We start from the raw sequence: 24,175 nt of genomic DNA, 5'->3' as shown, positions 1-24,175 counted from the left end.
CCGCGACGCCGGTTCCTCACAACGGTACCGGTTCCTAGTGCGCAGGCGTTTGAAAAAACGGCGTCAAACTCATGACTTGCTGACAAACGGCAGGATCTTGGGAGCCCCTTCGACACGGACCTTCGATTCGATCTTGTCCTGCTTTCGCGAAGATTCGACCCACTGCGTCAACCGTTCGATTTGGGATCGCTGGTCTTGAGCGTGACCGCGGTCGACCCCTCCGAGGATGACAACGCAGTCGCGAGCGGACGATTCGCTGATGGCCCACTCAATCGCTCGCTTTTGATCGGCAACCAATCGCATCAAGGCACATTTCTTCACGCCATCGAGCACAGCGTGAGAGGCTCGCAGGAAGTGATCTTTGCTTTGTTTGACGCAAGTCACGATCGGTTGGTCGGTAAATCGCTCAGCATGGCCGCCCAAAAGGGCCAGTTGAACGGGATCGGATTCAGGATCGATCGCCATCACGCACCACAAACGCCCGCCCGGTTGCTTCATCGCTCGAGCCGCTCTTAGTGTCGCGGCAACTTGCTCGGGGGTTCGAGCGGAGTCAACAATCACGTCGGCGGACTCGAACGAACTGAGTACTTGCATGCGACCAGGAACGGATCTCAGTCCGCTCAAATGCTCGACAATTTCCTCAAGAGGTTGGTTCAATAGGATGCCAACCGCGGTGGCCGCTGCGTGGTTCGCCGCCATGGCTGCACCACAAAGTGTCGTTTCCATCGCCGCGCTGACCGATTCATGTGTCACCATCAAGGTGGACATCCCACATTCTTGCTCGATCAATTTCGCCGTGACGTCGGCTGGTTTACGAACGCCGTAGGTGAATCGTCGGCATTCTTGATCTTGAAGCATCCGCAGCATGTGGGGCTGGTCCGCGGATGTGATGACCACGCCCGCCGCGGTCACGCGATCCAAAACCGACTGTAACCCCGAGGGACCGAAGTCATTTTCGGCGACCGGGGATCCTGTGATCAGCAGCAGATCGAATTCGATGGAATCGTAGTAGCCACACTTGGCCGCATCGTCGGACAACTCGATCACGGCCGTTCGGGCTCCTGCGTCGCTGGCTTCCCCCAACCATTGGACCAACTCGCCAGCCACGGGAAGATCGCGAGAGGACGTCGACTGAACGATGCCGTCGCTTTCGCCAAGGTCGGTCTGGTAGGCAGTACGCAACCCAATGGAACGAAGCAGTTGCGCAACCAACAACGAAGTCGTTGTTTTCCCAGCCGACCCATAAACTCCGACGGTCAGCACTTTGCGATCGGGACGATCGAGAAGCCGCGACTGCAAATCGGCCATCGCAAGGTTGACATCGCCGACGATGCATTGCGTCACGGGGCAAGGCAAGATCTGTTCGGTCAAAATGCCTGCAACACCGCGAGCCATCGCTGCAGCGATCAGTTCGGTTGGGTTGTCTTGGCCGATCCGATAGACAACCAACTGGCCCGCTTCCGCCGATTCGACATCCTCCGCAATCGATTCAAAATGAACGTCCTCGCCAGCGAAAAACTTGGCTTGCGGGAAAACACGACGAAGGGAAGTCGATCCACCTGTCGTTTTGGAGTCAGCAGCGGAGTAAGAAGAGGGGGTGTAGCTGCTCGATGAAGCTTGCACTGCGTGGCGCATGATTGCCTCCCTGCAAAATCGCGATTGTTTGAACGCTTCACGACAAATCCTTTGCCGTCGGCCCGAGCAAAATCCTATGCTCGACCGCTTGAGTGTGAATTGTCACCCTCTGATCAATTTGGTCAAGGGGAAAAATCACGCCTTTAATGCTAGCAAATCGTCTGTGGGCTGGGGCAAGCGACTACGTTGGTTTGGCGCGCGGGCACCGCAAAGCGGCGAAAGACAATCGCTGCACGTGCGTTTTATCGCAGCGCACCTTCGGTAGCCAAACAAAAAAAGCGGTAACGAAATTGAATAAGGAAAAGTGGATCCCGGTTGGGACCTTCGGCTGCGAGGATGAAAATGTGTTCGATTGGACAAACGACACCTTTTTTCGAGTGCATTTCGAAAGGACACACTCCAGCTTCCCCGATTTGCGGGGCCGTGCCTGTTACCGGCACCCATCGAAGCGGCGTGGAGATCTGTCCAAGTCACGCTGATAGATTCTGTCTCCCTTCTCCCCCGATTTTTGAGGTCGTCCGGTTCTTAAGTTGTGACGAATACAGTGTTTAGGTATCCAACCACCCCTGCCCGCACAGCGCTCGTTGTACCCCACATCTCGGGTGGTGTCTAATACATCTGCGGGGTAGGTGACGAGATTTCGCCCTGGACTTTCGACAAACCGCTGCGAATGATTGCTGCCTTGCGGTTCGCGCTGGTGCTGCGAACATGGGAAAGCCTGTTGCACGGAGGTGCGGTTCATGGGTGCGGTGGCTCTCGGACTCCTCGGTCAAAAAACCGGCTCATCCGACCGAAGCGCGCGAAACCCAGACTCAAGGTTTTTTGGAGGTATGGCTCCGGTGTCCAATGATCTCTTAGAAAAGAGTCCCCGACGGTCGGTCGTCCGCCGGGAACCGATAGCACCCTTGGCGCACCGTCGACCGGGATATCCCTTGTCAAGTTGCACCTCTGCAGAGCTCGACTCCGTTTCTACCGGCAACTGCACGATTCTACCGGCAACTGCACGATAACAAGTGAAAATAGCTCCTGCCAGCAATGATGGGACACCGGAGAGATGCCTCGAAAACCTCCTGCGCACGCTTCCGCCGGATGAGCCAAAAAACCTAGGTGCGCAAGAGCCTCAGCAAGCTTACACCTTCGCAAAAATCGGACAAGCGACGCAGACCTTGTGGATCGGAATGCAACGCTGCCACGACCTGTCCAACGCATGGAACACATTCGGACCAGGAGCCAAAAAAATTTCACCGGATTAGGATGTGGGGTACAACGAGCCGCACAGCGGGAGGGCCCAGAACGCGCGGCCAACTTTTCGATACGTCTTCACATCGATTCGTCAGGCCACCCCCGGCCCCTTTCCCCGCGCGCTCGCGGGGAAAGGGGCCGGAAAGGAAGGGGGCTGATGCCAACCACTGGGCAACGTCGGCGTTATAATGCCGGGCGGTGGGGATCGAGGGTTTGGCTACCCGCACGAGGGGTTGTCGCTTTGGGGCGGCTTACGGCCTCAGTCCCGCGTCACGGAGCATCATTTGCAGGTCATCCCAGGCTGCTTTCTTGGCTGCTGGGTTGCGCAGCAAATAGGCGGGGTGATAGGTGACGACCACTTTCGAATCAAAATAGGCGTGAAACTTTCCACGCAGCCGACCCACGGAGAGTTTCGAATCGAGCAGTGCCTGGCTGCTGACCGCGCCCAGGCAGACGATGTACTCGGGGCGAATGATCTCGAATTGTTTTTCAAAATATGCTCGACAGTTCGCCAATTCGGTTGGCTCCGGGTTACGGTTTCCCGGGGGACGGCATTTGACCGTATTGAGGATGTAGACCTCTTCGCGGCGGAAGGTGCAGGCTTCGATCATTTTCGTCAGCAACTGGCCTGCCTTGCCGACGAACGGACGCCCGCTGCGGTCCTCGTCCGCTCCGGGGCCTTCTCCAAAAAAGGCGACCCGTGCCGCTGGGTCGCCTTCGCCGAACACCGTGCGGTTTCGGCAGCGGACCAGTTCGGGACACTGCATGCAGGCGGCAACGTCGGCGGCCAAGGCTTGCAAAGAACTCACGCGATCGGCGATCGGAAGCGGATCGCCTGCATAGGGTTTGGATGCAGGGGCGAGCTGCGATGGGGCCGATTGGGACGGCTTTCTCGGCGGCGGTGTCGTCACATTTTTCGTTGACGGTGCGGATGCCGCGGGCGGCTCTTTCGGTTGCGCGACCTGAGGCTTGGCCACTTCGAAACGCGAAACGAGCTCCGCGACCGCTTGCTCATTCGGCTTGGGCACAAACACCACGCCGGATCGCTGCAGGTGATCGGCGACTGCGGCCGCTTGCAAGAGGATCGCATCGCGGTCAAGCGGTTCGGGATCGGGCGACGCTGTTTCAGCAGTCATGATGGATTCGCATTCCGTCCAGAATCGAGGGGGTCGATCAGCAACATGCGCCTTGGTTTTATCAAAACGACGTGGCGACGTCTTCCGGGTCAAATCGGCTTTAGGGCTATTTGTTTTTCGCTGGGCGGAATAGGATTTTCTTTTCTGAAATCCCTCAAAACCCTCAAAGTTCGTTGAAATGCCCGTCCCTCGAGTCGCAATAGTCGGTCGCCCTAACGTAGGCAAAAGCAGCCTGTTCAACTGGATCGCGCGTCGGCGTTTGGCCATTGTCGATGATTTCGAAGGGGTCACCCGAGACCGAATGACGACATTGATCGAAGCGAACGACCGGTTTTTTGAACTGATCGACACGGGGGGAATGGGGGTCGAGGACGCAGACAATTTGACCGCCGATGTGCGGCATCAAATTGAAATGGCGCTCAGTGTCGCCGATGTGATCATTTTGGTGGTCGACGCCCAGCAGGGGGTGATGCCGCTCGATGAAGAGGTTTCGGAGAGGCTGCGATCGATTCAGCGACCCGTGATTTTGGTCGCCAACAAGGCGGACCAATCTCACCAGGATGTGTTGGCCGAAGACTTCCAGCGACTCGGCCGTGGCCGATTGGTATGTGTCAGCACGACACAGAACCGGAATCGCGATGAGTTGCTGGAATTGATCGTTGACCGCTTACCGGAACAAACCGACGACGAAGAAACCGGCGATCCCCAGATGAAAATCGCCATTGTTGGACGGCGAAATGTGGGGAAAAGCACCTTCGTCAACACGCTTGCCGAAGATGACCGAATGATTGTCAGCGAGGTCCCCGGGACGACTCGCGACAGCGTGGATGTGATGTTCCAAGTGGACGATCAGACGTTCATGGCGATCGACACGCCAGGGCTCCGCAAACGCAAGAGCCAACGGACCGACCTCGAGTATTATGGGATGCATCGCGCCCAACGGTCGGTTCGCCGAGCCGATGTGGTGTTGATGTTTTTCGACGCCTCCGAAACGGTCAGCAAGGTCGACAAGCAATTGATGGGTTATGTGATGGAAAACCACAAGCCGGTCATCTTCGTGATCAATAAATGGGACCAATATCACGGAAAAGTCCCCACCGACCGCTGGGTTCACTACATTCGGGCCCAATTTCCGACGCTGGCCTACGCGCCGATCGCGTTTATCACGGGGCAAACGGGCAAGAACGTCAAGACACTGCTGAACCATGCCACCATGCTGTTCAAGCAAGCTCGCGAGCGGGTTTCCACCGGAGTACTGAACCGTGTGATCCGCGCTGCCATCGACGCTCATCCTCCCGCGATGAACCAGAACCGCCGACCGAAAATCTATTACGCGACCCAAGTTTCGACCGAGCCGCCGACCGTGGTCTTGATGTGTAGCGAACCGAAAGCGTTCACGAATGATTACAAGCGCTACTTGATCAACGTGCTAAGAGACCATTTACCTTACGGCGAGGTGCCGATCAAAATGTACCTGCATCGCCGGCATCGCAGTGGCGATGATGACGTCCATTCAAGCGGTCAAGCCGACTCGAAATGAGTTCGTCCGCGAAAAACGCTTTCCTAAGCTTCCAAATGTCGGCTCGAAACTGCATCTGGAAAAGAATTTTGCGGAATTCGTCAAAAGGCTATTGCCAACCACGGCGATGCCCTCTATCTTTCCGCCTCGCTCGATGAGTGACACGCGTTCGACGCGAGTCGCGAAGTCCGCAATCCTAAGATTGTGGACTGAACAAACGGCGAACCGCGAATTAAGTTTTCAATAACTTTTTTTGCAAGCGGGGTTGACTGAACACCGCGAGGCTTTAGGATTACAAGCCTCAAACGAAAGCGACGCACTTCGGTGATTGTTCGCTTTCTCTCAGTGTTTTGTTTCAAGCAAAACAAAACTGCCCCTGGCGGAATGAGCACACTGGTGCTAGTTTTCTGGGAGCATTGTCTGCAAGTCAGACGCATAGATCTTTGACAATTTGGTGATGAATCTTCTGTTGAGTTCAGCAGTGCGAGGTTGCTATTTGGTTGTAATGTTTTGAAGCTTTCGGGCTTCAGCATGCAGCACAAAACTAAATGGCGAATCGCTGGGGTCTTTTTACCGAGGACCCCCGCTAGTATCAACTTTCGGTTTAACTTTGCTTTCTCCCGGTCAGCTTGCTGGCTGGTGAATCAATACAAAATTGAAGGGTTTGATCCTGGCTCAGAATGAACGTTGGCGGCGTGGATTAGGCATGCAAGTCGTGCGAGAACCTCAATTAGCTTGCTATGAGAGGGGACAGCGGCGAAAGGGAGAGTAACGCGTGGTTACGTGCCCAGAAGTTCGGGATAGTAGCGGGAAACTGCTAGTAATACCGAATAATATCTTTGGATCAAAGGTGTGATTCCGCTTCTGGATCGGACCGCGTACTATTAGCTTGTTGGCGGGGTAATGGCCCACCAAGGCATTGATGGTTACCGGGTGTGAGAGCATGGCCCGGCTCACTGGGACTGAGACACTGCCCAGACATCTACGGATGGCTGCAGTCGAGAATCTTCGGCAATGGACGAAAGTCTGACCGAGCGACGCCGCGTGCGGGATGAAGGCCCTCGGGTTGTAAACCGCTGTCAGAGGTTAGGAAGTGCTATGGGGTACTCTCCATGGTTTGACCGATCCTCAGAGGAAGGACGGGCTAAGTTCGTGCCAGCAGCCGCGGTAAGACGAACCGTCCAAACGTTATTCGGTATCACTGGGCTTAAAGCGTTCGTAGGCGGCCTAGAAGGTGAGATGTGAAAGCCCACAGCCCAACTGTGGAACTGCGTTTCAAACCACTAGGCTCGAGGAAGACAGGGGTGATGGGAACTTATGGTGGAGCGGTGAAATGCGTTGATATCATAGGGAACACCGGTGGCGAAGGCGCATCACTGGGTCTTTTCTGACGCTGAGGAACGAAAGCTAGGGTAGCGAACGGGATTAGATACCCCGGTAGTCCTAGCCGTAAACGATGAACACTGGGTTGAGGGAACTTCCACATTCTCTCGGCCGTAGCGAAAGCGTTAAGTGTTCCGCCTGGGGAGTATGGTCGCAAGGCTGAAACTCAAAGGAATTGACGGGGGCTCACACAAGCGGTGGAGGATGTGGCTTAATTCGAGGCTACGCGAAGAACCTTATCCTAGACTTGACATGCTTGAGAATCCCTATGAAAGTAGAGAGTGCCCTTCGGGGAGCTCTTGCACAGGTGCTGCATGGCTGTCGTCAGCTCGTGTCGTGAGATGTCGGGTTAAGTCCCTTAACGAGCGAAACCCTTGTCTCTAGTTGCCAGCGGGTAATGCCGGGGACTCTAGAGAGACTGCCGGTGTCAAACCGGAGGAAGGTGGGGATGACGTCAAGTCCTCATGGCCTTTATGTCTAGGGCTGCACACGTCCTACAATGGTACGGACAAATGGACGCAATACCGCGAGGTGGAGCAAATCCCAAAAACCGTGCCCTAGTTCGGATTGCAGGCTGCAACTCGCCTGCATGAAGCCGGAATCGCTAGTAATCGTAGGTCAGCATACTACGGTGAATGTGTTCCTGAGCCTTGTACACACCGCCCGTCAAGCCACGAAAGTTGGGAGGGCCCGAAGTCACCAAGCTAACCGTTCGCGGAGGCAGGTGCCTAAGGTCAGCTCGACAATTGGGACTAAGTCGTAACAAGGTAGCCGTAGGGGAACCTGCGGCTGGATCACCTCCTTTCTAAGGATTCTTAGAATAGGGTAAGTTTGGTGACAGACTTACCGGATCCGTGGAAGCGACTCTCGCACAGCACTCAACAGATTTTCAGTCTTCGGACTGTTGTTCATCACTAAACATCAACGAAAAGCCCACTTCGGACTGTCGCCAGCCGAAGTGGGTTTTTTCGTGCGCGCTCGGGAACTTGATGGCCAATCTGCTGGGCTATCGCACTTTCGTAAGGAGCATTACCGCGAAGCGGTTAAATTCCGAAGCCCAGGGTCGTGGCGAAGCGGCGCACCCTGGGTTGATGGCCGCGATCCACCACGTTAAAACGCCGAAGGTGTTCGACAAACACGCCCGGCATCCGCGATCGACATGGTGAGGGTTGCCTTCGGGTGCACGAGCGGTTCTTCGTAAAACCCCTTCAGGGTTTGTGATTTGACTCGATGGGTCACCCCAGGGTGCGCTTTGCGGCGTTGCCGCGTCGCGACCCTGGGCTGTGGGGTACAACGCCGTTGGCGTAGGGAAGGCTTGTCGGCGCGTGGAGGCTAATCAGCGATTGTTACCGCGAAGCGGTTAAATTCCGAAGCCCAGGGTCGTCGCGAAGCGGCGCACCCTGGGTTGATGGCCGCGATCCACCACGTTAAAACGCCGAAGGTGTTCGACAAACACGCCCGGCATCCGCGATCGACATGGTGAGGGTTGCCTTCGGGTGCACGAGCGGTTCTTCGTAAAACCCCTAACCCTGAAAGGGTCTCACTTGCGATTGAAATCCCAAGAGAGCGGTTCACCCGCACGAATGGTGTCGGTGATCGAATCGGCCAAGGCCTTTTGCTCATCACTGGCCAAGTAGGCCGATTTTTGGCCGTAAAAGATTGCCTCGTTGGGTGCGTCCGAGACGCTTAAGGCCAACGCCATCATCAAGTGACCATACCACGGCGATTCGCTGCTCAAACCGTTGGCAAGTTTTGCGTGTTGTTTGGCCTTGAAGGCGTACGCGGGCGCCCGATCGGCTCCGAGTGCGTAGATCACCGACAACATCCTGCGGGAATCGAGTTCCAAGTCGGGGAATCGGAGCAGCGCGTTCAGTTCCGTTTCGGCCAATCGCCATTCTGCTGCCAGTGTGTGATACCTCGCTCGCAAGAAGCGAATGTAGGGGTTCTCGCTGTCGGCATTGTAGGCCGCCAAAATATCCTTGCGTGCCTTGGTGGGCTCGTCGCTCGACGCGTAAATGATGCCGCGAGTTGCCAAGGCAACGAAGTGCAAGGGCGTCTGGTTGTCGAGCACCTTGCTGATCGATTTCAGTGCCGCATCGGTATACCCCAATCGTTCTTCGAGCAAAGCCCTCGCAATGACGGCCGGATAATCATCCGGTTCGGTTTCGGTTGGAAAGGTCGACAACATTGCTTCGCACTCGGCTTGTGTCCAGATCCGATTTGGATCGGTAAACCGCCAATAACGAACAAAAAACATCGGGCGTTCGTCTAACCAAACAAGGGAATTGCGTTGCCAAGCGGCAGCATCTTGGAACGCCTGCGTACGACGGCGCACGATCAATTGCGACGCTACGCTAAGGTGTGAGAGTTCGAGATCCGTTGCGATCACACTGTTCTGGTCCAAGGTGATGTCAAATGCTCGTGTTTGTCGGTCAAGCAGCGATCTCGATGCCGCGCCACGTAATGGGTCAAAATATCCCATTGGTCTATTCGCTCTTAATTGATCGATTTCACGTTCCAAAGTCGACCAATTCATGGACAGCCTTTGCTGGAAGAACGCCATGCTAATTTGCTTCCGAAGCGATTCCTTCCGAACCGATTCCATGTCACGGTCGGTTTCGACAAAGTTGGATCGAATGCGTTCAAATTCTCTTTGTAGCAGTTGCTTCCGCTGGCTATGCTCGGCAAGCTCGCGGTGAATCGATTCAATTGCGCTAACGGTTTCACGTTTGACCTCGACTTCGTCCGTTGGTCGGTCGGTCGCTCCGTTCACTCTAGGAGTGTCGTTCGGAATCTTTGTGGTGACTTCATCCACGACCGGCGTCTGACCTTCCAAGATGGGGTCGTCCGAAAAGCCGATTGACGTGCAGTAGCACAGGCAGAACGTGAGGATAAAACAGAGACATCCCACGAGGGGGTACTTAGAAAACCGTTTGAATTCACAACCGCATAGCCATACAATTGACGACTGGAATCTCAACATCGAAGGTTCCTAGCTCAAGGCGATCAACGGTCTTCCGAAAGGCACCGCACAATGTTCACGTTAGCAACTCGTTGGGCGAGCGTCAATCAAGTCAGCTTTGGAGTTGGGGCAGCAGTCTTTTTCGCCCCCCTCTTGTCCCAGGCCTGGTCGGCCGAATCCACCTCGATCGATGACCCGGTAAGGGCCGCACTGGAAGCCGAGGCGGAAGGCCGATTGATCGACCGGACCCTGCTGGCATCGGAAATTGGCACCGTTCAGGATCCTGAATCCGCTCGCTGGCACGCGGGCCAGGTCTGCGTCGATGGCGTTTGGCTCAAGATCGACCAATTGAGCGAAGCTCGGATCACGCCAGTGTTGGAGCGTTATCGCCAGCAGCGAGGTGAGGAGGTCCTGGATGCCGATGGACATCGTCGTGTTGCCGCCTGGGCCGACTTGAACGGACTGAAGACGCATGCCGATGCGCACTGGCAAGGCGCATTGGCCGAAAATCCGAATGATCGAATCGTTCGGTCGCGTTTGGGGTACGAGCGAGTCGGTGACGAGTGGTTGACCAAGCAGGAGATCCGCCAAGCCGAAGTACTTCGAAAAGATCGCGCCAGGCAAACGAGGGCTTGGATCCCGAAGATGAAAGCTTGGGCGAATTCCCTTTTGGGCACCGATGCAAAACGCAAAATCAAGACGATCGAAGCGATTGGCAGCGTCGACGATCCGTCAGCAATCGATGCCTTGCAATTGACGGCACTACAACTTCCCGGCGAGGTGGCGTCACCGTTTGTTGACGCGATTCGAGGCATCCGCTGCAACCAGTCGTGCAATGCTTTGGCTGAGATCGCCATTGCTGATCCGGGATCGAAACGTGGGCGGGCAGCAATAGAAGGACTGAAGGACTATCGAATGGAGTTTTACGTTCCGAAACTGATTCGCTCGTTGTCGAGCGACATTCGACTTCGGTACCAAGTGTTTTCACGCCCGAATGGCGATGAGATTTTGCGTCTGGTCAAATCGCGGGATCTTCAAAATGTCAATCAGATCGAGGTGATTGATCGAGTGGTTCAGGCAAAGCGTGTGCCGCTGGTGCGGTTCAGCGAACATACTGGGCAAGCACAAGGTCCAGGTCGCCGGCGGGTCATCTTCCAAGCCAGCTTTGGCAACCCTGTAGCTGGCGACATTGCTAGGCAGGATGCGATGCAGGAGCTTGAGCGGGCCAGACTGTGGAACGAGAGCAACAACTTGATGAAACCTACCGCGGAGACGCGAACCCTTGACGTGTTGCAAGCAGTTGTTTCGGAGGAGGTTGGTGAAACGGCAGCGGATTGGTGGGGCTGGTGGGATCGCTACAATGAACGCGTTCGGAGTGGCGATAAACCATACGAGGTTCGCTATGACGAGGATCGACAGAATACCGTCTACACGCAGCCATTTATCGCACGCGTATGGAGGTCGCATTCGTGCTTGACCGCGGGAACGAGGGTTCAAACCGAATTTGGCGCCAAGCCGATCGAGACGATCCAGGCGGGTGATCTGGTTTTGTCGCAAGACGTTCGAACGGGGGAATTGGCCCTGAAACCGGTGCTCGCAACGACGCATCGCCCAACGGCAAAGACGCTACGATTCGTCACCGCGGGAGGACCAATCGAAACAACCCTCGGGCACTACTGGTGGGTCGCCGGCAAAGGATGGTTGCGTTCGAAAGAGCTGACGGACGGTATGGTGCTTCATCATGCAACCGGAACGACCCAGATCGAAGCGATCGAAGCATCGAAGCCGGCCGAGAGCTACAACTTGGTTGTCGCCGACTTCCACACCTACTTCGTCGGCCCCGAGCGGATTCTCAGTTACGATGTAACCGATCTAAGTCCGACCCTGCAAGTCGTGCCCGGTTTGCCAGTGGATTTGGCGGCGAATTGACCCTGTTTGAACCTAGACATCACTCAACTCTTTTCTAATGAACGAACCGTCTTCGAGGAGGCAATTTGCCATGTTTAACTTCGCCATGGGCTCCGCACGTATCGATCAAGTCGTCTTAGGATGCAGGGTGGCGTTGATCGTTGCGCTGGCGACGATTCCGGCCTTGGCGGTCGAGTTGAAATCGGTCGATGACCCTCTGCGAAACACGCTGAACGCGGAAGCCGACGGCAAGTTGATCGATCGGACTGCGTCGGAATCGGATCTCGACCAAGCCAAGGATCCGGTCGCAGCCCGCTGGCATGCCGGTCAAGTCTACGTTGACGGGACGTGGGTCAACATGTGCGAGCTGAGCCAGCAGCGATTGACTCGCGCGTCCGCGAAGTATGCTGAGCAGCGTGGTGATGGAGAGCTTGATGCCGATGGACATCGCCGCTTGGCGATGTGGGCTGAAACGCATGGTTTGGAATCACAGGCCCATGCACATTGGCAGAATGTCTTGGCCGCGGTTCCCAATGATCGCATCGCGCGATCACGACTCGGTTACCAACGGGTCAACGGCGAGTGGTTGACCAAACAGGAAATCCGCCAAGCCGAACAGCTTTTTCTCGAACGACAAAGGCAGACGCGAGTATGGCTGCCGAGAATGAAGACTTGGGCGAATTCACTTTTGGGTACCAACGCGAAACGCAAAATGGAAGCGATCGAATCGATCCAGGCCATCGACGATCCATCCGCTATCGATGCAATTAAACTGGCGGCACTGCAATTACCAAGCGATGCCGCACTGCCCTTTGTTGATTCCATCAAGAGCCTACGTAGTCGCCAAGCATGCGATGCGCTGGCACAGATCGCCATTGCCGACCCGGGATCGAAACGAGGGCAAGCAGCGATTGACGGTTTGAAGCAGTATCGAATGGAGTTTTACGTTCCACCGATGATTCAATCGTTATCAACCAACATCCAACTGCAGCATCAAGTCTTCACTCGTCCCACTGGTGAACAGGTCCTGCGGACGGTGAAATCGCGAGAGCTGCAAGATTTGCAGCAGGTCGAGGTGGTCGATAAGGTAATGCTTGGAACGAATGTGACCGTGTTTCAAACGACCACAAGAAGATCCGGCTTGGCAGCGAGCGTCTACCGGCCGAACGCAATGGGGCCGATCGCTCGCGAGGTGGTTCAGCGAGATAGCCAACGAGAAATTCAACGGATCAAAGGCGAAACCGAACAATTGAATTCAACTCGATCGATTGAGGATGGACGGATTCTCAACGTGCTGCAGGCGCTCTCTGGAGACGACAACGGCCAATCGCCTCAGGCGTGGTGGAGTTGGTGGGATCGCTACAACGAGCAAATCACTTATGGGGAAAAACCGGTCGCTTACCGATACAAGGAAGACCGCAGCGAGACCCCCTACATCAACGAAACCGTCGTCAATGTGCGCCAATCCTGCGAATGCTTGATTGCGGGGACGAAAGTACAAACGGAGTTTGGGCCCAGGGCCATCGAAACGATTCGCTGTGGGGATTTGGTGCCGTCGCAAGACGTTGAAACCGGTGAATTGACGCTCAAGCCGGTTCTTCGAACGACGATTCGGCCGCCGGCAAAAACGTTGCGGTTTGTGACCAAGGGAGGGTCGATCGAAGCGACACTCGGCCATTACTGGTGGGTTGCCGGTGAAGGTTGGCTGCGTACGAAGGAGCTGCAAGTTGGGATGATGTTGCATCATGCGACTGGGACGACACGGATCAAGGCGATCGAAGACGTCGCCGAACCGGCCGAGACATACAACTTGGTCGTCGCCGACTTCCACACCTACTTTGTCGGCGCCGAGCGGATTCTCAGTAACGACGCTACCGAGTTGAGCCCGACCTTGCAGGTGGTTCCCGGCTTGCCCGCGATGTTGGCGTCCACCGACGCTGGTCGATGATCAGGGTGATTCCTTCGCCATTTGGTGTTTCAATGTTTTCGAAAACATCGAGACAACGGTGGTGTTGGAACAATGCCGGCTGCAAAAAAAAAGCTTGGGCTATCGCACCCTATGATTCGAGGCCGACCTTTCCCAAAGGTATGGGTACCTCCACCTCTCCTCTCTGGCTCCCTTCTCCCCTGACTTTCGAGGTTGTGCAGTTTTTAAGTTGTTGTTTATCGGGGAGTAACGGTACCGTTACCTCTCCTTTGGGAGAGGTCGGCGTCTAAACGCCGGGAGAGGGTTTTCGGTTGCTGCACCCTCGCGAGGCTAAGCGAGGGAGAGGGAAAACCGGCTGCGAATACAGCGTGAAATTCCAACACCGTTTCTATACCGGCCCTCCCCCTCGCTGCGCTCGACCCCTCCCGCTGCGCGGGCAGGGGTGGTTGGATACCTAAACACTGCAGTATTTACAACTTGAAAACTGCACGACGTCGAAAAACCGGGGGAGAAGGGAGCCAGAATCTCGGGTGAAACGGAGTTTGCAAAGTCACCCCCAACTTGCCACGCAGGCAGGATTCGCATGAGGCCGCGCCACAGGCAGGGTGGAGTTCGCAAACGCATGTTTTTCACAATTTAAACCTGCACGGCCGCTGGGCGGGGGCGAAGGCGGTAGGGTGACTCGGTTTCCATGGGTGGCGCTGCGTTTACCGGTGCCTACTCTCTTCGATCCTTTCAAGGTCATACCTGGGTGAATGCGTCCCCGCGAATCGTTCGGGTGAGATGTTGCGTCTGCAACGCCGCGATCTGCTCCGTTGGGTCGGAAAACGTCGATTTTCTCGGTTTCGCCCGGTGACAGCTTGCCGGTTCTCCCCTTACCATTTGCTCTCCTGCGAATGGCGTCGCCGGACCACGGCCTGTTCCGCTATCCCCTTCGATCAGAACCTTACAGACATGAGCATTGTTGAGCCCCATTCGACTTCCCCCGCGAATCATCTCGGGGATGCGGATCCTCAAAGCCGCTTGGATTTTGTCGACGGGTTCATCCGCCGGCATATCGGCCCCTCGGAATCCGAGATCACCGAGATGTTGAGCTTGCTCGGTTTCGGCTCACTCGATGAGCTCAGCGACGCGACCGTTCCCAAGGAAATTCGACTCGATCACGAGCTTGACATTCCGACGCCACGCGGCGAACACGAGTTTCTGTCGTCGTTGAAGCTGATCGCAGAAAAGAACAAGGTCTACCGCTCGTGCATTGGGATGGGCTACACGGGAACCATCACGCCGCCGGTGATCTTGCGCAACGTGTTGGAAAACCCGGGTTGGTACACCCAGTACACGCCCTACCAAGCGGAAATCGCTCAGGGCCGACTCGAAGCACTGTTGAACTTCCAAACCATGATCGCGGAACTGACAAGCTTGCCGCTTGCCGGCGCCAGTTTGTTGGATGAGGCCACCGCGGCTGCGGAAGCGATGGGGATGTGTTTTTCCATCGCTTCGAACAAAAAGAACGGATTTTGGGCGAGTGACGATTGCCACCCGCAAACCTTGGCGCTGCTGCAAACCCGCGCGACTTGTCTCGGCATCGATCTGAAAGTCGGCCCCACGCGCGACATCGATTTTTCCTATGGCGACGGTGGCCTTTGTGGTGTGCTGGTGCAATACCCGACCACCGACGGACGCATTGAAGACCATCGTGAATTGGCCGCTCAAGCGAAGCAGCACGGGGCGTTGGTCGTCGCGTCGGCGGACATCTTGGCGCTGACGATCTTGACGCCTCCGGGCGAGTGGGGAGCGGATATCTGCGTCGGGTCGGCCCAACGTTTTGGCGTTTCGATGGGGCTCGGTGGACCCCATGCGGCCTTCATCTCGACCCATGAAAAATTCGCGCGGAAACTTCCCGGCCGAATCATCGGTGTTTCCAAAGATGCGAAAGGCAACCGAGCACTCCGGATGGCGATCCAAACTCGCGAACAACACATTCGCCGAGATAAGGCAACTAGTAACATCTGCACCGCGCAAGCGTTGTTGGCGATCATCAATTCGTTCTATGGTGTGTACCATGGACCCGAGGGGCTTCGGCAAATCGCCCGACGAACTCAAGGCTATGCGTCGGCGCTTGTGAAGGGACTCGAACGACTTGGCCACGGAACCCTCGACGCCGGCCCCGTGTTCGACACCATTCGCATTCGCTTGGGAAAAGGTCGCGTCCACGCCGCCCGCCAAGTCGCCGATGCGGCTCGAGAGCGAAACATCAATCTGCGAGAGTATGCCGACGGGACACTCGGCGTCACACTGGACGAAGCGACCGACCGAGCCTTGGTTGCGGACTTGTTGGCGGCATTCAACTTCGGTCACTACACCGGATTCGATATCGATGAATTGATGGCCGAAGCGGAAGCCGAGGGCATGCTTGACTTTGGTTCGCTGACGCGCAGCAGCGAGTTTATGAAGCAAGAGGTTTTCAACGTCTATCACAGCGAAACCAAACTGCTGCGTTATCTATTCAAGCTGATGAGCCGCGACTTGTCGCTGGCACATTCGATGATCCCGCTCGGTTCGTGCACCATGAAGTTGAATGCGACCAGCGAGATGATTCCGGTGACGTGGCCCGAGTTTTCTGAATTGCATCCGTTTGCACCGGATACGCAGTGGCGAGGTTACACGCAAATGTTCCGCGAATTGGAACGATGGCTTTGCGAAGTGACCGGGTTTGCCGCTGTCAGCCTGCAACCGAACGCGGGTGCCCAGGGTGAGTTTGCCGGTTTGTTGGTGATCCGAGCCTACCATGAGCACATGGCCAAGAAGGAAGGTCGCGAAAATATCCGCAACGTCTGTCTGATTCCTACCTCGGCGCATGGAACCAATCCGGCATCGGCCGTGATGGCGGGTATGAAGGTCGTTGCGATCCAGTGCAACGAGCGAGGCGATATTGATGTCGACGACTTGAAAGCCAAGGCGGTTCAGTACGGTGATCGATTATCCGCGTTGATGATCACTTACCCCTCGACTCACGGTGTGTTCGAGTCGACGATCCGCGAGGTGTGCCAGTGTGTTCACGACGCGGGGGGCCAGGTCTACATGGATGGTGCGAACATGAACGCTCAAGTTGGTTTGACCAGTCCTGGCAAATGTGGGGCGGACGTTTGCCATTTGAATCTCCATAAAACCTTCTGCATTCCTCACGGTGGTGGCGGACCGGGGATGGGGCCGATCGGCGTTGCGGATCAGCTTGTCCCCTTCCTTCCCGGCCACCCTGTGGAACGTCCCGATACTGCCGGTGAGTTTGCGATTGGCCCCGTGTCCGCTGCCCCCTATGGCAGTCCCAGCATCTTGACCATCAGCTACGTCTACATCGCGATGATGGGATCGGCGGGATTGAAGAAGGCAACGCAAGTGGCGATTTTGAATGCAAACTACATGGCAAAACGATTGAGTGGCGACTTTGACATCTTGTACACCGACAAAAACGGACGAGTTGCGCATGAGTTCATCGTCGATTGTCGGGCGTTTGAAAAGTCGGCGGGCGTCAAGATCGAAGACATCGCGAAGCGGTTGATGGATTACGGATTTCACGGTCCGACGATGTCGTGGCCGGTGCCCGGCACGCTGATGATCGAACCGACCGAAAGCGAATCAAAAGACGAACTCGATCGTTTCTGTGACGCCATGTTATCGATTCGCGAGGAGGTTCGTGCGATTGAGCGTGGCGAGATGGATCGTGAAGACAATGCCTTGAAGCATTCCCCCCACACGGTTCACGAAATCGGCAGTGATCAATGGACGCATCCCTATTCGCGAGAGCAAGCGGCATGGCCCAAGGCGTGGCTGCGAGACGCGAAGTTCTGGCCCACGGTTGGGCGCATCGATAACACCTACGGGGATCGGAATCTGATCTGCACCTGTCCGTCCGTAGACGAGGTCGCCGAGGGCTAGCCCGGATGATTCGTTGGAGTGGTAGGCTTTAGCCGATTGCGTGCTGGATCCTTGCTGAATCGGCTAAAGCCTACCACTCCAACGTGCGCAGTCTGTTTTTTCTCAATCGATGTAAGCTGATTGCATACAAAGGGTTACGGGGAATAGGTTTGGACGGATGAATAATCCGGGCTAGAGCATGGTGTCGTTCTGTTCAACTGGAAGCACGGGGTGCCTCACTCGCTTGGCCACGAGAGACGTTCCACTCCATGGGTTGTATCACGTTGAGTGAGACTACGGGTTGCGCGCCTTCCATGAAGGCGGCACGTCCTCAGCGTCGCGTCCCCAAATCTCGATGTCGTTGAAACCGGGCCAGCCCGGCAGTGGGGCTGGAGACAAAGTCGTGATTTGCAGCGATGTCATCGTGCGTGGAGCAAACGTAAAGTCCTGGCGTTCGGCGGTCTTGGCAATCCGGATCCGCTCACGACTGCCATCGGAGAACTCAAGCGTAGCGGTGTACCCCTGCGTCTCGCGCGCAGCATCCGTGGGGAGGAATAACGAAATTCGATCTGTCGTGACCTGCTTGCCGAAGTGCATTTGCCACCACACGTTCTGTTGCTTGTCTGGGTCCTGGGAAGCAGATTGCTTAGGATGATCGGAAGCTCGCGAGTGGATCGCAAGGTTTCGATAGGTGTTGTTTGGCTTGGCAACGACTGTCGGCTCATTGCCAAGTAATGCGGCTACATTGCGATCGACTTGGTCAGCCATCCATTGACGCTTCGATGCGAAATGCGAATACTTCTGTTGCTCCGCATCGCTCCATGCGTTCGCTTCGGTGTAGTCGCCGCAGTAGGGAACAAGCAAATCAATCCAGCATGCCATTTTCTCAAGTTCCTCACGGGTTAGTTCGACTTCGTAATGCCCTTGCTCGAGCAAATCGAACAGTCGGCTGTTGGCCGCTCCCGCATGATACGGTGGCAACATGACAGGCGAAGATTGAATGTCAATCCAATTGACCCATGCATTGGGCGTTCCAGCCAAGCCGCCGCGACGGGTCCCCATTACTGCGTGGGTCAACGCCAAATACCCATCGCTGAAGTATCGTTTCGCTTGAGCATCAATCGTCGAATCACTCAACAGACTGAATGCGAGAATGGATGTTTCGGTATTCCCCTCACTCGGAAAACTTGTTCCATTCAACGTCAACGGGTCAGCATTGGCAATTTCTCGTGTTGGATCAATGGAGGACCAAAGCGTCTGACGATCGTTGTGACAGCGAACACAATGGCGATCCAAAATGGGCTGGATTTCATGATTGAAACTAAACCCACGTGCGGGTCCGTAAAACGGATCGAGGTCCTGCGGCCCAGCCAATTGTGCACTCGAGCTGCCACCTGTACTACTCGCAGCCTCGCTTTTCGATTCATGGCACCCGACGCACGACAAGACCTCGCCCGGTTGCAGCGTTGACCATGTTCGCATCGTTTGAACCACGTGCCCTTTTTCGTTCAAAGCCTGAAAGTAAACGGGCGTTCGCGCAGGCACTCGGTAACACGCCGATCCGTCCTCATAGACATTCGCCTCCCCCAAGACTCGCTTGACGTCCCAGCTACCGTTGCTGATGGCGACGGGCGTGCTGACCAACGCACCACCGGCTGGTCCCTGGTTGCCGTTGGCACCAATGCCGGCCGCACGAAATTCCAACGCCACGACTCGCAAACGCTTCACCGTGCCTCGTGGAATTCCCTTCAACCCTGGCCCCGCATAAATGTCTTTCAAGTAGTAGACGCCTTCGTCTTTTCGATAGTCCACTTCGTTTGGTCGAATGCGCTGCGGTGGCCTCGCTTGCAACGGTACCGATTGATTGCTGGAAAGCTCCGAATTCCACGCCAGCAGTTCGCGGCGACCATCGGCTGACATCCAATACACGCCATAGGGTCGGTTGTAGCGATGATTGCCGCTTCCAATCGGATCGTAGGTGACTAAGAAATCGGTTTCGCTTAGTGCAAACGGATATTGAAATTGATCGCCTTCTTGACCATACGAATCAATACGGACGGCCTTCGTTTCTCTCACCGGTGCAATCAACTGAACACCCTCGGCCTCTTGCGTCCCTTTGCTCGGATCGATGATCGCCAGTTTGCCTCGCTGATCCGAGTGATGCCCCGACAAGACCGCAACCAATTTCTGTGTGCCGGGAATGCCACGAGCATGCAAGACCGTCGTCGGAAACCACGAGTTATTTCCATAAAACTCAGTTTGATTCGTGCCGTCCGCATTCATTTGAAATAGCGGTTGGGGAAAGACTTGTCCGCGGTCGTTGTAGTCCCAGCGAGTGTAAATGACTCGGCCATCTTCAAGCAGTTGCGGATAGTTCGTATGCACCTGGTCAAAGCTGATGCGGCGCAGATTGTGGCCGCTGAGATCGCAGGTGTAAAGATTTGACACTTCGGTCCACCAGCAGTCGACCGTCTGCACGCAGCGAGTGGAATTGAGCAAGACATTCCCATCAGGAAGGTAGATGCCTTCGTAGTCGGCAAACCCCAAGCCAAAGGTCAGTTGTCGCACGTGTTCGGTTTCGAGGTCGAACTCATAGAGATGATAATCATCCAAGCGATCCGATTTTTTCCAGGCGAACAGGACTCGCTGACCATCGTGAGATACATCAGGATCGCGAATCACTCCCTGTGGGTCCTCAAGGAGCGTACGAACCCTTCCAAGGCCGGCGTCGACATCGACGATGCACAAGGCGGCGCCGGGCCGAAAGTTGCGTTCGGCTTGCCCGTCCGATTGAGCCTCGGTGTACGCATAGTGTGACCCACCGAGGTTGTGATGGCGAGTGTAGACGATTCTCGGTGCCTTTGCGATCACAATCTGCAATCGTTGTTCACGTCGTTTGCTACAGGCATCGACGTACAGCGATTTCCATCGCGGGTCGGAGGCGGAGACACCTTGTTGTTGATACTCCCGCAACCGCCGTCGCAACGGATCGACCGACCCTTGTAGCTCGTCAAGAACACGTCGAACCATTGCCGCCTCGATCGTGCCATCGCTGTCGCTACAAAAGCACTTGTCGTCTTGCAGGCCGAAATCCTGCATCACCCAGTCACGAACAAGTTCGTCCAACGGAACGGCCGGCATGCTTGTCTGCTCCGCACCAAGGGGGATCGGAAAACACAGCACGGCGAGCGTGAGGGATCGAAGGACCGTTGGCAGCTTCACGGCGGAAAGCTCGTTTGTTGTCTTGGCGGGATGATTGCGTCGGTGGGATGATTGACCTCTATTATTCACCAATAACGCAATCGGGTCAGCGACTGAGACAATCAGCCGCACCCCTTTCCCGCCTCCATCTCCCACCGAAACAAATGACTCAGCCCAAAACGACGGTCACGAGCCTGTTTCTTTCGCTCATGATCGTCGGCGTCGCGATCGCCAAGGACCGCAGCCCCCAAAGCGTCCATCTTTTTGATGCGAAATCGTTGCGCGGGTTGGATTTGTCACAGACCGAGAACGCGAATCGAGTGTGGGACACGCTTCACGCCTTCGCTGCGTTGCAAGGCATCGTCAATCGCGACGAGCCCCGGTTGTATCTCAGCTACTGCCGCGAGTTCGGCGTCGACACCGACCGGTTCTGGTTGAATTGGTTGCGACACGACGATGGTTGGTTAGGCAACCGTTCTGTTGTCGCAATCGACTCGCTTGCCAAGGCCGTGGAGACATTTCGCAGCCAGATCGACGGGGTTGTCGTTTACGACCCTGCGGTTCCAGCAACTTCCAACGTTGCGTCCACGGCTGCGGGGTGCGAGAAGCTGATCCCGGTCCGATTTAGCCGCGACCCCGATTCGCTGTATGTGCAATTGACGACAACACTCGGTCTGCCGGTGAAGTTGTGGCTGATCCATCCGGATGGCTCGTCGATGTTTGCCAGCAAGGCCGAAGCGTATCGATGGGCGATTCGCGAGTTCATCGAGTCGGGGAAATGCGATCCCCTCTTCAGTGCTTACTACGTCGATGCCTTCTGGTTAACACGCCCGAGCCAAGCGACTCGCGACATGCACACGTTGACCAACCACGATTATTTTGTTTCGCATCGTGCGTTCTTTTTCGACTTGTCCCCCTGGGGCGATGAAGCCCCGGTCGATGAGCCATCGCAACCGATGGGGCTCGATAAACAGGTCTTAATCGAAGTGCTTTCTGCGCTACAGTTGGCCGCTCCAAAAAGCATCCTCAAGATAGGAGGATTTCCTCCTTGGCCGTTTAAGTACACGACACACGGCGGTGCAGGAAAGCACGGCGGTGTGCCTACGGAATGGGAATTCACACGATTGATTTCTCAGTACAACGCTTACCACGAAGCCGACGCCGCCGCTCCGGGCGCGATGGCGAATGCGTCGTTCTTTGCTCACTATCCGCTGCGCGAGTCTTACCCTCAGCCGAACGCCCGGCCAACGGCCCGCGACTGGCAACGCGCGGGGTACATCGGCGACGATGGCAAGGTGGCGGCGAAGTTATTCGTCGGGCACTACGTGGGCGACTACGACTCACCAGCATGGTTGTATAAGGCCGTCCCTGCCTTTTTTTCGGACCCACAACGAGGCCAAGTTCCCTTGGCATGGGCCTTCGATCCCAACCTTTCCGATCGCGCGCCACAAGCGATGGTGTATGCGTACCAACATGCAACGCACAACGACTTCTTTGTTGCTGGTGATTCGGGTGCGGGATACCTGAATCCGCGGGCACTCAGCCAACGGCCCGACTCCATGCTGCCGTCGGGTCTAGCATTTTGGCGTGACCACAACCGCACATTCTTTAAACGCTGGGGGATGACGATCACCGGTTTTGTTTTGGATGGGGCCGCAGGCGGTTCGACGGAATTGGAATTCCAAGCCTACCGCGACTTCAGTCCCGATGGGTGTGGGTGTCATCATGGTTGGCCAGCGCCACCGACGATCATCTCGGGTGTCCCCGTTTGTCCGCATCGCGACTTGCCAAGCTCCGCCGCGGATGCAGCCGCCTTGATCGCTGCAGAGGCCAACAAGGTCAACAAGGGACCGCGATTTCTTTGGGGGCGAAGTATTTTGAAGCCGCCCAGCTGGTACGCCGAAGTATCAAAGCGAGTGGAGGATGACTACCCCGAGGCCGATGTGGAAGTTGTCGACCCCTACACCTTCTTTGGACTTGCGAAAAGGGACGCCGAGTCGAGAAGCGCCCCTTGAGGACTAGTTGTTGCTAAATCCCAATGCCAGCACCGCATCACGGCCGAGCGGGTTCTTTAGAAATTGGCGATGGCAATCAGGGCACAGGTCATAGCTGCCACGATGGTTGGCTTCGGAAAGTTGGAAATCAAAGTCATCATCCGCGATGCCTTCGAGAATTTGATGCAGTTCGGTGAGGTGATCGATGTCCTCGTCAAAGTCGCTGCGATTGGAATCTCCATTGGCTTGCACTTCAATCTGAACGGTGTACCGAGTTTCGCAGGATGCGTCGATTTCTCGTTTGCAGCGATCGCAGGTGTAATGGATCATGAATCAAGTGTCCTACCATGGAAAAGGAAGGGATCGCAGGCGTTCGCGGCGACAACGCCATCGAGTGAATAAAAAGCGAATTAGAAAACGTCGTGCAATAACTCTATATTAGTGACGTAGGGGTAGTGGTCGCAAGTCAAATAACACCGACTTTTTTCAACAGGGATTTCTTGTCTTGACAACGGACCTTGCATCGGCTTAGTGACACTTCGACCACCATCAAAACATAAGGGCAGCAATCGCTGCGTCCTTCATTCGGACGATGATTCGATGGTATCCGCGTCGGAAACCTTCGGTGTCGGTAATGCTAAGCGTAATTCGAGCAACATTCCCGGTCGGAATTCTTGATCAAGGGAATCGAGCGTGCGATCGTCGAGTTGCTTGCATGCAAGGTTCCGTTGTTCCGATTCGCCTTGCAGACGCTCAATCGCGGTTTGGTTTCCGTAAACGAAAAGACACTTCCCGCCGGCGCTGAGATGATTGGGGAGTTCATCAAGGATCGCATCTTGAACCGCCTCCGAAGATCGCTTGCCTTCCTCACTCGGGATCCAAGGCAGATTGCAGAGGATCAGGTCAAACTTCTCGCCTGGTTTGATCACCGAGAAGGGGGAGACGGCATCTGCAGGAATCTGTCGGACGTCGAGTTTGTCTTCGCTCGAGAGCGTTGCAGCATTGTATCGCGTGTTCTCGACGGCAGCGGGATTCGCGTCGATCGCAACGACTTGTCCCGCATCGTTTTGCAAGCACAGAACGGCAAGCAACCCTGTCTCGATACCAATCTGCAGCACGTCACGGTTGCTGACGATCGCATCATCGACAATCATCTTGCGCAGTTTTGCCGTATCGTCGGGTTCAAAAGGAACGCCAGCAAATTGCACGATCTCGCCGAAGTGGATGTCTTCGTTCGGCCATGTTTGCACCACCTCGTAGGAGTAGTCGAGATCGTCTCGGTAGTTCGGTGAACATCCGAGTGGGCAGACGAAGACGAAGGCAAGCAGGCGTTGGAATATCCGCATCGATCGC

The 24,175-nt window shown here is 55.8% G+C and carries 11 protein-coding genes and 1 rRNA gene; 6 read left to right on the top strand and 6 right to left on the bottom strand.

Annotated elements, in window-relative coordinates; translation table 11 throughout:
* Positions 1-69: 69 nt before the first annotated feature.
* Entirely contained in the window at positions 70-1,635 is a 1,566-nt protein-coding gene (locus Poly41_RS24825) for a glutamate ligase domain-containing protein (RefSeq protein WP_146530003.1), read from the bottom strand.
* Positions 1,636-3,128: 1,493 nt separating this feature from the next.
* Positions 3,129-4,013, bottom strand: a complete 885-nt coding sequence (locus Poly41_RS24820) for a uracil-DNA glycosylase (RefSeq protein ID WP_146530001.1) — start codon at positions 4,011-4,013, stop codon at positions 3,129-3,131.
* Positions 4,014-4,191: 178 nt separating this feature from the next.
* Between Poly41_RS24820 and der the strand changes: the two genes are divergently transcribed.
* Positions 4,192-5,553, top strand: a complete 1,362-nt coding sequence (der, locus tag Poly41_RS24815; RefSeq protein WP_146529999.1) for a ribosome biogenesis GTPase Der — start codon at positions 4,192-4,194, stop codon at positions 5,551-5,553.
* A 631-nt stretch (positions 5,554-6,184) separates the two neighbouring features.
* Positions 6,185-7,720 (top strand): 16S ribosomal RNA (locus Poly41_RS24810).
* A 735-nt stretch (positions 7,721-8,455) separates the two neighbouring features.
* Here Poly41_RS24810 and Poly41_RS24805 read toward each other — a convergent pair.
* A complete protein-coding gene (locus Poly41_RS24805; protein ID WP_146529997.1) occupies positions 8,456-9,826 on the bottom strand; it encodes a tetratricopeptide repeat protein in 1,371 nt (456 codons plus the stop codon).
* A 123-nt stretch (positions 9,827-9,949) separates the two neighbouring features.
* Between Poly41_RS24805 and Poly41_RS24800 the strand changes: the two genes are divergently transcribed.
* The 3 genes from Poly41_RS24800 (at position 9,950) to gcvP (ending at position 17,648) form a co-directional block, all read left to right on the top strand.
* Entirely contained in the window at positions 9,950-11,806 is a 1,857-nt protein-coding gene (locus Poly41_RS24800; RefSeq protein ID WP_146529995.1) for a polymorphic toxin-type HINT domain-containing protein, read from the top strand.
* 70 nt (positions 11,807-11,876) lie between these two features.
* Entirely contained in the window at positions 11,877-13,733 is a 1,857-nt protein-coding gene (locus Poly41_RS24795) for a polymorphic toxin-type HINT domain-containing protein (RefSeq protein ID WP_197231609.1), read from the top strand.
* Positions 13,734-14,666: 933 nt separating this feature from the next.
* Positions 14,667-17,648, top strand: coding sequence for an aminomethyl-transferring glycine dehydrogenase (gene gcvP / locus Poly41_RS24790; protein WP_146529991.1), 2,982 nt, complete (start codon positions 14,667-14,669; stop codon positions 17,646-17,648).
* Positions 17,649-17,921: 273 nt separating this feature from the next.
* Here gcvP and Poly41_RS24785 read toward each other — a convergent pair whose 3' ends face one another.
* Complete coding sequence (locus tag Poly41_RS24785; RefSeq protein WP_146529990.1) at positions 17,922-20,849, bottom strand: HzsA-related protein; 2,928 nt, start codon at positions 20,847-20,849, stop codon at positions 17,922-17,924.
* 143 nt (positions 20,850-20,992) lie between these two features.
* On the opposite strand from Poly41_RS24785, the gene Poly41_RS24780 reads away from it, so the two are divergent.
* Positions 20,993-22,843, top strand: coding sequence for a GxGYxYP domain-containing protein (locus Poly41_RS24780; RefSeq protein WP_197231608.1), 1,851 nt, complete (start codon positions 20,993-20,995; stop codon positions 22,841-22,843).
* A gap of 3 nt (positions 22,844-22,846) precedes the next feature.
* Here Poly41_RS24780 and Poly41_RS24775 read toward each other — a convergent pair whose 3' ends face one another.
* Positions 22,847-23,152: a hypothetical protein gene (locus tag Poly41_RS24775; RefSeq protein WP_146529985.1), complete on the bottom strand. Its 306-nt coding sequence runs from the start codon at positions 23,150-23,152 to the stop codon at positions 22,847-22,849.
* Positions 23,153-23,403: 251 nt separating this feature from the next.
* Positions 23,404-24,168 carry a methyltransferase gene (locus Poly41_RS24770; RefSeq protein WP_197231607.1) on the bottom strand — a complete coding sequence of 255 codons (765 nt, stop codon included), beginning with the start codon at positions 24,166-24,168 and terminating at the stop codon, positions 23,404-23,406.
* Positions 24,169-24,175 lie beyond the last annotated feature (7 nt).

It is taken from the genome of Novipirellula artificiosorum (genome assembly GCF_007860135.1).
Classification (GTDB): domain Bacteria; phylum Planctomycetota; class Planctomycetia; order Pirellulales; family Pirellulaceae; genus Novipirellula_A; species Novipirellula_A artificiosorum.
This window is presented reverse-complemented; position numbering and strand designations above follow the sequence as displayed.